This is a genomic window from Mesocryomonas lacus, assembly GCF_055730135.2.
On the sequence record NZ_JBUZWE020000002.1, the window covers coordinates 176,961 to 188,889 of the forward strand.

At 67.1% G+C, this 11,929-nt stretch carries 11 protein-coding genes; 9 read left to right on the forward strand and 2 right to left on the reverse strand.

The annotated features are described in order from the left end of the window. Position 1 precedes the first annotated feature (1 nt). The 6 genes from ACZLZY_RS03795 (at position 2) to ACZLZY_RS03820 (ending at position 7,274) form a co-directional block, all read left to right on the forward strand. The gene (locus ACZLZY_RS03795; RefSeq protein WP_472932112.1) at positions 2-1,606 is read left to right on the forward strand and encodes a type II and III secretion system protein family protein; all 1,605 of its coding nucleotides are present in this window, start codon (positions 2-4) and stop codon (positions 1,604-1,606) included. Then, complete coding sequence (locus tag ACZLZY_RS03800; RefSeq protein ID WP_472932113.1) at positions 1,603-2,346, forward strand: CpaD family pilus assembly protein; 744 nt, start codon at positions 1,603-1,605, stop codon at positions 2,344-2,346. The genes ACZLZY_RS03795 and ACZLZY_RS03800 overlap by 4 nt, the downstream gene beginning before the upstream one ends. A gap of 14 nt (positions 2,347-2,360) precedes the next feature. Beyond that, on the forward strand, positions 2,361-3,629 hold the full coding sequence (locus ACZLZY_RS03805) for a CpaE/TadZ family protein (protein WP_472932114.1): 1,269 nt from the start codon (positions 2,361-2,363) through the stop codon (positions 3,627-3,629). 69 nt (positions 3,630-3,698) lie between these two features. Beyond that, a complete protein-coding gene (locus ACZLZY_RS03810) occupies positions 3,699-5,201 on the forward strand; it encodes an ATPase, T2SS/T4P/T4SS family (RefSeq protein WP_472932115.1) in 1,503 nt (500 codons plus the stop codon). Positions 5,202-5,204: 3 nt separating this feature from the next. Further along, positions 5,205-6,212 carry a type II secretion system F family protein gene (locus ACZLZY_RS03815; RefSeq protein ID WP_472932116.1) on the forward strand — a complete coding sequence of 336 codons (1,008 nt, stop codon included), beginning with the start codon at positions 5,205-5,207 and terminating at the stop codon, positions 6,210-6,212. A 69-nt stretch (positions 6,213-6,281) separates the two neighbouring features. Continuing rightward, the gene (locus ACZLZY_RS03820) at positions 6,282-7,274 is read left to right on the forward strand and encodes a type II secretion system F family protein (protein ID WP_472932117.1); all 993 of its coding nucleotides are present in this window, start codon (positions 6,282-6,284) and stop codon (positions 7,272-7,274) included. A 99-nt stretch (positions 7,275-7,373) separates the two neighbouring features. Here the strand turns inward: ACZLZY_RS03820 and ACZLZY_RS03825 are convergent, their stop codons facing one another. Then, positions 7,374-8,186, reverse strand: a complete 813-nt coding sequence (locus ACZLZY_RS03825) for a tetratricopeptide repeat protein (protein ID WP_472932118.1) — start codon at positions 8,184-8,186, stop codon at positions 7,374-7,376. 111 nt (positions 8,187-8,297) lie between these two features. On the opposite strand from ACZLZY_RS03825, the gene ACZLZY_RS03830 reads away from it, so the two are divergent. Genes ACZLZY_RS03830 through ACZLZY_RS03840 form a run of 3 tightly spaced genes read left to right on the forward strand, consistent with a single transcriptional unit; the run spans position 8,298 to position 10,940 of the window. After that, positions 8,298-9,680, forward strand: a complete 1,383-nt coding sequence (locus ACZLZY_RS03830; RefSeq protein WP_472932119.1) for a leucyl aminopeptidase family protein — start codon at positions 8,298-8,300, stop codon at positions 9,678-9,680. A gap of 52 nt (positions 9,681-9,732) precedes the next feature. Beyond that, on the forward strand, positions 9,733-10,083 hold the full coding sequence (locus ACZLZY_RS03835) for a MarR family transcriptional regulator (protein ID WP_472932120.1): 351 nt from the start codon (positions 9,733-9,735) through the stop codon (positions 10,081-10,083). Continuing rightward, the gene (locus ACZLZY_RS03840) at positions 10,080-10,940 is read left to right on the forward strand and encodes a C40 family peptidase (RefSeq protein WP_472932121.1); all 861 of its coding nucleotides are present in this window, start codon (positions 10,080-10,082) and stop codon (positions 10,938-10,940) included. The genes ACZLZY_RS03835 and ACZLZY_RS03840 overlap by 4 nt, the downstream gene beginning before the upstream one ends. 35 nt (positions 10,941-10,975) lie before the next feature. Here the strand turns inward: ACZLZY_RS03840 and ACZLZY_RS03845 are convergent, their stop codons facing one another. Beyond that, entirely contained in the window at positions 10,976-11,917 is a 942-nt protein-coding gene (locus ACZLZY_RS03845; protein WP_472932122.1) for a 2-hydroxyacid dehydrogenase, read from the reverse strand. Between the last annotated feature and the right edge of the window lie 12 nt (positions 11,918-11,929).

Here is an 11,929-nt window from a genome sequence, read left to right on the forward strand (position 1 = left end):
CATGCTGATCTCACCACAGACGCGTCCTCGCCGTGCATCGGGCGCCCGCAGCCTTCTCGCCGGCCTGATGGCGCTCACCACTGCGCTCTCGCCGGTCGTCGCCTCGGTGTCCCCGGCGGCGGCGGCCAACAGCTCGATCGTCCAGGTCAACCGGCCGCAGCAGACGATCAGCCTCGGCCTCGACAAGTCGAAGGTCATCGACCTGCCGGTCGACGCGCACGACATCCTCGTCGCCAACCCGGCCGTCGCCGACGCGGTGACCCGGACGGCCCGGCGCATCTACATCTTCGGCAAGCAGATCGGCCAGACCAACATCTTCATCTTCGACGCCCGCGGCAAGGAGATCGCCGTCCTCGATCTCCGGATCGAGCGCGACATCAGCGGGCTCGAGAGCTCGATCCGGAAATACGTCGCCGATGCCGACGTCAAGGTCGAAATCCTTAACGACAACGTCGTTCTGACCGGCACCGTGCAGACACCGCAGGACGCGGCCCGCGCCGTGCAGCTGGCGGAGATCTACCTCACCGGCGGCGAGGCGACGACCGGCTCCTACATCAAGTCGGCAACCTCGGGCGCCGGCCCCGAGGGCGGCGCCGTCGCCCTTGCGCAGGAAAACCGCCGGCAGAGCCAGATCGTCAACCTCCTGCAGATCCAGGGCGACGATCAGGTCATGCTGAAGGTGACCGTCGCGGAAGTGCAGCGCTCGGTGATCAAGCAGCTGGGCTTCAACGGCTCCGCCAGTGCGGTGATGGACGGGATCACCATGGGGGCGGTCTCCGACAATCCCTTTGCCCTCGGCAAGGCGGCCACCGACTCGGCGCTAGGTCTTGCCGGGTCGATCGGCTCGGGCAGCATCGACGCTCAGTTGAACGCCATGGAGCAGGCCGGTGTCATGAAGACGCTTGCCGAACCCAGCCTGACCGCGATCTCCGGCGAGTCCGCGAGCTTCAAGGTCGGCGGCACCTTCAATGTTGCCGATGGCAAGGACGAAACCCCGGAGACACGCACGCCGATCCTGAACGCCGGCGGCAACATCGTCGGCTACGATACGACGCCGGCCTCGGTCACCTACACCAGCAAGGAGATCGACTACGGTATCGGTCTCGACTTCACCCCGGTCGTGCTGTCGCCGGGCCGCATCAGCCTGAAAATCCGCACTGCGGTCTCCGAACCGACATTCGAGAGCCCCTTCACCTTTCCCAAAGGCGCTGCGCCGGCGGTCAACCAGATCGGCATCCGCAAGCGCCTTGCCGATACCACGGTCGAACTGCCGTCCGGCGGTTCCATGGTCATCGCCGGTCTCGTGCGCGACGAGCAGCGCCAGGTGATCTCCGGCTTTCCAGGCCTGTCAAAGATCCCCGTCCTCGGCACGCTGTTCCGCAGCCGCGACTTCCAGCGCTACGAGACCGAGCTGGTGATCATCGTCACGCCCTATCTGGTGCGCCCGACCGCCCGCGCGAAGCTCGCGCGGCCGGATGACGGGCTCAACTTCTCCTCCGATGGCGCCGGCAATTTCCTCGGCCGCATCAACCGCGTCTACGGCGCGATGGAAACCAAGCTCCCCCCCGGCCGGTACCACGGCGTTGTCGGATACATCTACAAATGAGCGCTTCGAGGAAAGTCTCCGTCCTGTCGCCGTTCCCGCCGCGCCTTGCCCCGGGGAAGGGGCGGCGTGCCGCTCCCGCCTTGATGCTGCTGGCGGGTCTCGCGCTCCTCGGCGGCTGTGCCGACCGGCACTCGATCGAGGTCGGCGCCATCCCCGACGACTACCGCACCCGCCACCCGATCACCGTCGGCGAGGCGGAAGAGACGCTGGACATCCCGGTCGTCTCGTCGGAGAGCCGCCTGCCGTCGGCCTCGCGCGACCGGATCAGCCATTTCGCGACGCGCTTCCTGCGCTCGGGCTCGGCTGCCATCCGCGTGCTCCTGCCCTCGGGCTCCGAGAATGCGGGGGCGGCTGAACTCGCTTCCCGCGACGTGATCCGCACCTTGCGCCGGGAGGGCATCAAGGCCGACCGCATCCTGGTGCAGCCCTACCGGACCGCCGGTTTCAATGGGCCGTCGCCGATCCGGCTGTCGTTCGCTACCTTGAAGGCCGCGACCGAGCGCTGCGGCCGTTGGCCGGAAGACCTCGGCGATACCCACGAGAACAAGAACTACTTCAACTTCGGCTGCGCCAGCCAGCAGAACCTTGCCGCGCAGATCGCCGATCCGCGCGATCTCCTGGAGCCGCGCGGCCTCGGCGAGATCGACGCTGAACGCCGCACCAACATGCTGAGCGACTACCGCCGGGGTGCCGCGACGGCTTCGGACCGGTCGAACACCGAAACTGACTACGACTGGTAGGCGGGAAAACGACGATGATCGACAGAAGCACTACCGATCGCCTGGACGACGCTGTCGGCGAGGAGGCGTCGCTGATGGACGCCGTGCGCCCGATCCCGCGCATCTCGATCCAGGCTTTCTGCGAGAGCGAGGGCGTCGCAAGGCCGATCGAGCGGGCCGGCGAGGACCGGCGCATGGCCAAGGCACACGTGCGCGTCCACATGGGCGGCATCCGTGCGGCGACCGACCACTATGCCAGCGCCCCGACGCCGAACCTCGTGATCCTCGAATCGCGCTTCGCGCCGACCGAGCTCCTCGCCGAGCTCGAGGGGCTCGCCGATGTCTGCGATCCCGGCTCGAAGGTGATCATCGTCGGCCACTACAACGACGTTCCGCTTTACCGCGAGCTGATCCGCCGCGGCATCTCGGAATATCTCGTCGCGCCGATTTCCATGGCGGACCTGATGTCGGTGATCTCGACACTGTTCATGGCGGCCGATGCCGAGCCGATGGGCCGCACCGTCGCCTTCGTCGGCGCCAAGGGCGGCGTCGGCTCCTCGACCGTCGCCCATAATGTCGCCTGGTCGATCTCGAAGCTGTTTTCGAGCGACGTCGTCCTTGCCGATCTCGACCTGCCTTTTGGCACCGCCAACATCAACTTCGACCAAGACCCGGCGCAAGGGATCGCGGAGGCGGTGTATTCGGCCGACAGGATGGACGACGTCTTCCTCGACCGTCTGCTGTCGAAGTGCGCCGAGCACCTGTCGCTGCTGGCGGCGCCCTCGATCCTCGACCGCACCTACGACTTCGACGCCGAGGCCTTCAGCGCGCTGATCGAGACCGCCCAGCGCTCGACGCCGATCGTCGCGCTTGACGTGCCGCATGGCTGGACGGAGTGGACGAAGAGCGTCCTGTCGCGCGCCGACGAGATCGTCATCACCGCAACGCCCGACCTTGCCAACCTGCGCAACGCCAAAAACCTCATCGACACGCTGAAGCGCAGCCGCCCGAACGATCGGCCGCCGCATCTCGTGCTGAACCAGCTGCAGATGCCGAAGCGCCCGGAGATTAGCCCGCAGGAGTTTGCCGACCCGCTCGGCCTGACCCCGATCGCGCTGATCGGCTTCGATCCGGCGGTCTTCGGCACGGCGGCCAACAATGGCCGGATGATCGCCGAGACCGACGGCAAGCATGCCTCGGTCGAGGCCTTCCAGCAGATCGCCCATCTCCTGACCGGCCGTACCGAGGCTAAGAAGGCGAAGAAGCCGAGCCGCGACTTCCTCGGAAGACTGCGGCGCAAGTAGCCAGACGGCATGCCGGCATGCCCGTCCGCAAGGGCTTAGGGCGGGGCTGAGGCCCAGAAAGAGTAGACCATGTTCGGAAAACGCGGAAACGAAGGGACCAAGGACCGGGCAGCGGGCGCCGGCGGGCTTGCCGTTGCCGAGCGGCCCTCGCCAGCCCCGCAGCGCGACCCCGCCCCGAGCCGTGCGGTCGAGCCGGTGAGGGCAGCGCCTTCCGACGTCCGCGAGCCCCCACGCGCCGCGCCGACGGTCATTGCGCCGCCACAGGCGGCAGCGCCGCGCGAGCGGTCCGGCAGCTATTACGAGACGAAGACGCAGGTCTTCGCCGCGCTGATCGACACGATCGACCTGTCGCAGCTCGCGCGGCTCGACGCCGAAAGCGCGCGCGAGGAAATCCGCGACATCGTCAACGACATCATCGCCATCAAGAACTTCGCGATGACCATTGCCGAGCAGGAGGACCTCCTCGGCGACATCTGCAACGACGTGCTTGGCTACGGTCCGCTGGAGCCGCTCCTGATGCGCGACGACATCGCCGACATCATGGTCAACGGGGCGCGCAAGACCTTCATCGAAGTCGGCGGCAAGGTCATCGAGACCAATGTCCGGTTCCGCGACAACCAGCAGCTCCTCAACATCTGCCAGCGCATCGTCAGCCAGGTCGGCCGGCGCGTCGACGAGGCCTCGCCGATCTGCGACGCGCGCCTGCCCGACGGCAGCCGCGTCAACGTCATCGCCCCGCCGCTCGCCATCGACGGCGCCGTGCTGACCATTCGAAAGTTCAAGAAGGACAAGCTGACCCTCGACCAGCTGGTGCAGTTCGGCGCGATCTCGCCGGAAGGGGCGACGATCCTCCAGATCATCGGCCGCGTCCGCTGCAACGTCATCATTTCCGGCGGTACCGGCTCGGGCAAGACGACGCTCTTGAACTGCCTGACGCGCTACATTGACGAGGACGAGCGCATCATCACCTGCGAGGACACGGCCGAACTGCAGCTGCAGCAGCCGCATGTCGTGCGCCTCGAAACCCGCCCGCCCAACATCGAGGGCGAGGGAGAGGTGACGATGCGCGAACTCGTCAAGAACTGCCTGCGCATGCGGCCCGAACGCATCATCGTCGGCGAAGTGCGCGGACCGGAGGTCTTCGATCTCTTGCAGGCGATGAACACCGGCCATGACGGCTCGATGGGCACGATCCACGCCAACAGCCCGCGCGAGTGCCTCAACCGCATGGAATCGATGATCGCCATGGGCGGCTTCACCTTGCCGGCGAAGACCGTGAAGGAGATCATCGTCGGATCCGTCGACGTCATCGTCCAGGCCGCCCGCCTGCGCGACGGCTCGCGCCGGATTACCCACATCACTGAGGTGGTGGGCATGGAAGGCGACGTCATCACCACGCAGGACCTCTTCGTCTACAATATCCTCGGCGAGGGCGCCGACGGCAAGCTGCTCGGCAAGCACTCGTCGACCGGCATTGGTCGTCCGGTGTTCTGGGACCGGGCCCGCTACTACAATGAAGAGCAGCGTCTGGCGGCGGCGCTGGACGCGGCCGACGTGAGCACGAGGCTCTAGCCGATGTCCGGCCTCACCATCCTCCTCTTCGTGATGCTGACGACCTTATCGGCCGGGGCAATCGCCTACGTCGTCCTGCAGCCCCGAATGGCCGCGGAGAAGAATGCCGAGGCACGCCTGAACCAGTTCAAGCGGGCGGAGACCGACGGCAATTCCAAGCGCATCGCCCGCGACCGCGTGCAGGAGGCGAGCAAGCGCCGCAAGACGATCCAGAACTCGCTGAAGGAGATCGAGGAGAAGCAGAAGGTCCGCTCCAAGCACGCGGCAAGGCCCAGCCTGCGCCGCCGGATGGACCAGGCGGGCATGTCGATGAGCGAGAAGCAGTTCCAGTTGATCAGCATCGCGGCGGGCCTTTTGTTCGGGCTGGTCGCGCTGATCATCCAGTCCTCGGTGCTGGTCGCGCTCGGCATCGGCATCGTCGCGGGCTTCGGCCTGCCGCGCTGGCTGATCAACTATCTGCGCAACCAGCGACAGAAGAAGTTCATCGCCGAGTTCCCGAACGCGGTCGACCTCATCGTGCGCGGCGTCAAATCCGGCCTGCCGCTGAACGACACGCTGCGGATGATCGCCAGCGAGGCGGCCGAGCCGGTCCGCTCGGAGTTCAAGAAGATCGTCGAGGCCCAGCAGATGGGCATGACCGTGCCCGAATCCGTCGAACGGCTCTACCAGAACATCCCGCTGTCGGAGACGAACTTCTTCTCGATCGTCATCACCATCCAGTCGCAGGCCGGCGGCAATCTTTCCGAGGCGCTGGGCAACCTGTCGCGGGTGCTGCGCGACCGCAAGAAGATGAAGCAGAAGATCCAGGCCATGTCGATGGAGGCCAAGGCCTCCGGCGGCATCATCGGCTCGCTGCCGTTCGTCGTCGGCGGCCTCGTCTACGTCACCAGCCCCGATTACATCTCGCTGCTGTTCAACACCTCGACCGGCAACATCATCCTCGTCATCTCGGCGTTCTGGATGATGCTCGGCATCTTCGTGATGAAGCAGATGATCAACTTCGACTTCTGAGACGGCGGGCCTGCCAGCGCCCAGCGCTCGCTCGACCTGCAACGCCCCGAGCGGAATGGAAACGGTGCCATGCAAAGCCTTTTCGCCCTTGTCGGGCTCACCAGCGCCCAGGCGCTGGCGATCTTCGTCTGCATCACCGTGTTTGCGACGATCATGAGCATCGCGCTGCCGCTGCTGCAAGGCAACGAGCTGAAATCGCGGATGAAGGCGGTCGCCCTCGAGCGCGAGGAGGTGCGGGCCCGCGAGCGGGCGCGGATGTCGATCGAGAAGGAGCGCGGGCGCAAGGGTTCGGTCCGCCAGGCGGAGAGTAAGGGCTTTGCCGCCGCCGTCGTCGAAAAGTTCGACTTGAAGAAGGCCCTCGCCGACGAGAAGACCGTCGGGCAGCTGCGCATCGCCGGTTACCGCGGCCAGCGCCCGCTGACGCTCTTCCTGTTCGCCCGGGCCACCTTGCCGCTGGTCTTCCTCCTGGCGGCGATCATCTACATCTTCGTCATCGGTGCGCTGGCCGACCGGCCGTTCATGATCCGGGTTCTGATCTGTATTGTCGTCGCCTATCTCGGCTTCTACCTGCCCAACATTTTTATCTCGCAGAAGGTCTCCAAGCGGAAGCTCTCGATCGGCCGGGCCTGGCCCGATGCGCTCGACCTCCTCTTGATCTGCGTCGAATCCGGCCTGTCGATCGAGGCGGCGTTCCGGCGGGTGTCCGACGAGATCGGTATCCAGTCGGTGCCGCTGGCCGAGGAACTGGTGCTGGTCTGCGCCGAGCTCTCCTACCTGCCCGACCGCAAGACCGCCTATGAGAACCTCTTCCTGCGCACCGGCATCGACGACGTCCGCTCGGTGACGACTGCGCTGATCCAGGCCGAACGCTACGGCACACCGCTCGGCCAGGCGCTGCGCACGCTGTCCCAGGAAAGCCGCGACACCCGCATGAACAAAGCCGAGAAGAAAGCGGCCGCCTTGCCGCCGAAACTCACCGTGCCGATGATCCTGTTCTTCCTGCCGGTCCTCTTCGCGGTCATCATCGGACCTGCCGTCATCCAGGTCATGTCGCGGACCTGATCACCCGGTGGTCGCCGGCAAGGCTGCAGGACCGCAACAGAAAAGGCCGCGTCCCGGTGGGAGCGGCCTTCGGCATGTCGGGTTGCGCTTGCGAAGGGGTCAGGACTTCTTCGAGTCCTGGTCCTTCAGCATCGACCAGGTGTTCTGCTGCTTCAGCATGCCCTTGAGATAGGCGACGTTGGCGGCCGCATCGTCGGGCGAGAGCTCGGCCCGGGCGATCTCCTCTGCCTCGGCGAACCGGCCCTGCAGGCCGATGACGAGCGCGAGGTTCTGGCGGATGCGGCTGTCGGCGCCGGGCCGCTCCACCGCCTGGCGCAGATAGGTCTCGCCCGACTTCAGATCGTTGGCAAGGACATAAGACATGCCGAGATTGGAGAGGATGGCCGGCTCGTTCGGCTGGATCTCCAGCGCCTTGCGATAGAGCGTGCGCGCGCCGTCGGACTGGCCGAGCTGGTCGAGGATCGCGCCTTCCGCCGAATAGAGCTTCCAGTCCGGAAAGTCCGGGGTCTGGGCGCGGCGGATGGTCTCTAGCGCCTTCTCGAGCTCGCCGGCGGCGGCCAGCGCCTTGCCGTAGGCGGCGAGAACCGCGCGGTCCTTGGGATGGGCGATCGCCATCTGCTGCATCACCGCGAGCGACTGGTCGTTGCGGCCGGCCATCTGCAAGGCGGCGGCATAGCCGAGGCCGACCGACTTGTCCTTCGGGGTCTTCTCGTAGGCCATGCCGTAGGTGGTGAGAGCGCCCTGCAGCTCGCTCGAAGACATGCGGTCCATCGGCTTGGCCGTCCGCGGCGCACCGATCGAGCCGGTATGCATCTTGGAAGTCTGGGCGCATCCGCCGAGGAGACCGGCGGCGATGGCGACGACAAAGGCCTTCCGATAAGCGCCGCGGCAGCTATGATCCGTATGACGCATATCGGTCCTCGCATGGATCCGGCGATCCGCCGGTAACTGAGAAGGCCGACAATAAAGTGTTAACCCTAATGAGGCGTTAACGCTGCCTTCCGCCGAAAGGGATACCCCGACATGACGAGCCTCCTACCCGCCGATGCTTCTGGCGCGCGCCCGATCTGGGCCGCTTCGCCCGCCGCGCTCGAAAGCCTGCCGCTGCCGGCGGCCCGCTGGGCCAAGGCCAGCGCCTACAAGGCCGGCGCCGGCGAGGTTCTCCTGGTGCCGGGGGAGGAGGGGGCGATCCTCGGCGCGGTGCTCGGCCTCGGCAGCGACAGGACGGCGGACGGCCCGCGGCGCTCGCTGCTGGCGGGGGCACTCGCCGGCCTGCCGGAGGGACCATGGCACCTCGCCGACGGCCACGGCCTCGATGCCGATCTCGCAAGCCTCGCCTTCCTGCTCGGCGGCTATCGCTTCGACCGCTACCGCGCCAAGCCCAGCCAGGCCGTGCCACCACAGCTGGTGTTCGCCGGCCAAGGCGAGCAAAGCGAGACGGAAGCGCTCGCCGCCGGCGTGTTCCTCACCCGTGACCTCATCAACACGCCCGCCAACGACATGCTGCCGGACGCCATCGAGGCGGCGGTCCGCACGCTGGCAGTCGATCACGGCGCCGAAGTGTCCTCGATCGTCGGCGATGATCTTCTCGCGCAGAATTTCCCGATGATCCATGCGGTCGGCCGGGCGAGCTCCGTCGCGCCGCGGCTGATCGACATGACTTGGGGGCGCACCGATGCGCCGGCGGTGACACTCGTCGGCAAGGGCGTCAGCTTCGACACCGGCGGGCTCGACATCAAGCCGGCCTCCGGCATGCTCCTGATGAAGAAGGACATGGGCGGCGCCGCCAACGTGCTCGGCCTTGCGCGGATCATCATGGCGCTGAAGCTCGACATCCGGCTGCGCGTGCTGATCCCCGCCGTCGAGAACGCCATCGCCGGGGCGGCCTTCCGCCCGAGCGACATCCTCAAAAGCCGCAAGGGAAAGACGGTCGAGATCGGCAATACCGACGCGGAGGGGCGGCTGATCCTCGCCGACGCCCTGGCGCTGGCCGACGAGACGGCCCCGCAGGTGCTGATCGACATGGCGACGCTGACCGGGGCCGCCCGCGTCGCGCTCGGCCCCGACCTGCCGCCCTTCTTCACCGACGACGAGACGCTCGCCGCTGAGCTCGCCGCGGCGTCCGCTGAGGTGGCCGACCCGATCTGGCGGCTGCCGCTTTGGCAGCCCTATGCCAAGAACCTTTCCTCCAAGATCGCCGACGTGAACAACGTGACGCCGGACGGGTTTGCCGGCGCGATCACCGCCGCTTTGTTCCTGCAGGACTTTGTCGAGAAGGCCGGCGCCTGGGCGCATTTCGACGTCTATGGCTGGCGTCCGCAGGCGTCGCCGGTCGGGCCCGTCGGCGGCGAGGCGCAGGCGATCCGGGCGATCTTCAGCGTGCTAAAGCAGCGCTACGGGCGCTAAGCTCGGCGAGAACTGAAACGGAAGCGAAACGAACGCGTGCTAGAGCAAGGTCATGGGCATCGAGCTTAGACCTGCGCAGGCGCTTCGGCTTCTCCACCAGACGGCCTTGCTGCAGGCCTGGGAGGACACGCACGATCTGACCTTGCGGCAGACCGCGATCCTCCTCACCATCTATCTCGAGGCCCCGCCGCATACCGTGCGGGGCCTCGCCGCCCGGCTGAACGTCACCAAGCCGGTGATCACCCGCGCCCTCGATACCATGGGCGCGCTCGAATTCGTCGAACGGCGGCGCGACCCCGCGGACAAGCGCAACGTGCTCATCCGGCGCACCGTCAAGGGCAGCCTCTACGTCTCCAAGATGGCGGACCGGCTGGTCGAACAGGCAGGAGCCCTCGCACCATGAGCGACACCCTGGACAAGCGGCTGAACGCCTATCGCCCGGACCTCGCCGACACCCGGCTGAGGGTCAAGGTCGACGCGGACGTGTTCGTCGAGGGGCGGCCCGAGCGGGTTCTGGTCTCGTCGGCCGCGCTGCGGCGCGAGCCACGGCCGGATGCGGCGCAGGAGACCGAGGCGCTGTTCGGCGAGGACGTCCTCGTCTTCGAGACGACCGAGGAAGGTTTTGCCTGGGTGCAGCTGGCCGCCGACGGCTATGTCGGCTGGATGGCGGCGGCAGCGCTCGGGGCGGCCGACGGGGTGCCGACGCACAAGGTCGGCGTGCCGCGCACGCTGTTGTTTCCCGGCCCCGACATCAAGATGCCGCCGCTGATGGGCTTGCCGATGGGGGCGCGTCTGACGGCGCGGGGCGAGGCGAGCGACCGGAACGCCGCCTATGTGCTTGCCGCCCCCGCCGGCGCGGTGGTGGCGCAGCATCTCCGGCCGATCGACCATGCTGCCGCCGATTTCGTTGGTGTCGCCGAACGCTTCGTCGGGGTTCCCTATCTCTGGGGCGGCAAGACGACGCTCGGCATCGACTGCTCCGGCCTCGTCCAGATCGCGCTCGGCATAGCCGGCGTCGAGGCGCCGCGCGACACCGACATGCAGGAGCGCGGGCTGGGGACCGCGCTCGCCGAGGGGACCCCGCTGCGGCGCGGCGACCTTGTCTTCTGGAAGGGGCATGTCGGCATCATGCTCGACGTCGATCGCCTGCTGCATGCCAACGCGCACCACATGATGACGGCGGTCGAGTTGCTCGCCGAGGCCACGGCGCGGGCCGAGGCGCGGGGCTCCCGTGTGACCTCGATCCGCCGTCTCGGCTGAGCCGCCTGGCGCAGGGCACCTTGAAATAAGCCGGCTTAGTAACCGGCACTCCGGTCGACGAGATGCTTCAGCGGCTCGCCGCGCTCGAAGGCGTCCATCTGCGCGAGGATCAGCGGCACCAGCGCTTCCGCATCGGAAGATGCGGCGGCGTGTGGCGTGACGAAGACCCGCGGGTGCTTCCACAGCGGGCAGGAGGCCGGCAGCGGCTCGGTCTCGAAGACGTCGAGCGAGGCCTCCATCAACACCTTGTCGTCCAGCGCCTTCAGGATGTCCGCCTCCACCTGCAGGCCGCCGCGGCCGGCATTGATCAGCACCGGGCCGCCGATCGGCGTATTCTGCTTCATTCGCGCGAACAGGCCGGCATTCAGGATGCCCTTGGTGTCCGGCGTGATCGGCAGCAGCACGACCACGATGTCGGAAACGGCGAGGAAGCCATCGAGACCGTCGCTGCCGTGAAAGCCGCGGATATCAGCGACCTCTTTCGGCGAGCGCGACCAGCCGGCGATCCTGAAGCCCAGCATGGACAGCTTCCGCGCCGCATCGGTGCCGAGCTCGCCGAGCCCCATGATGCCGACGGTGATATCGGATGCCGCCGGCTGCATCCGCTCGTTCCAATGGCCTGCCGCCTGCTGCGCGCGGTAGGTCGGCCCACGCCGGAAATGGTCGAGCACGCGCCAGACGACGTATTCGCTCATCCGGGCGCTGAGGTCCGGTGCGACGATGCGGGCGATCGGAACGTTGGGTAGATGCGGGTCGGCAAGGACATGGTCGACCCCGGCGCCGAGCGAGAAGATCGCCTTGAGGTTCGGCAGCTTCTGCAGGATGCCGGCGGGCTGCTTCCAGACCACGGCATAGTCGATCGTCGCATCGTGCTCGCTCGCCGGTGTCAGCACCACCGAGCGGCGCGGCGCGTGCCGGTTCAAGACGTGCAGCCAATGGTTCGGCTGGAAGCCGGTGACGGACAGGAGAATCGTCAAGTCAGGTCCTCT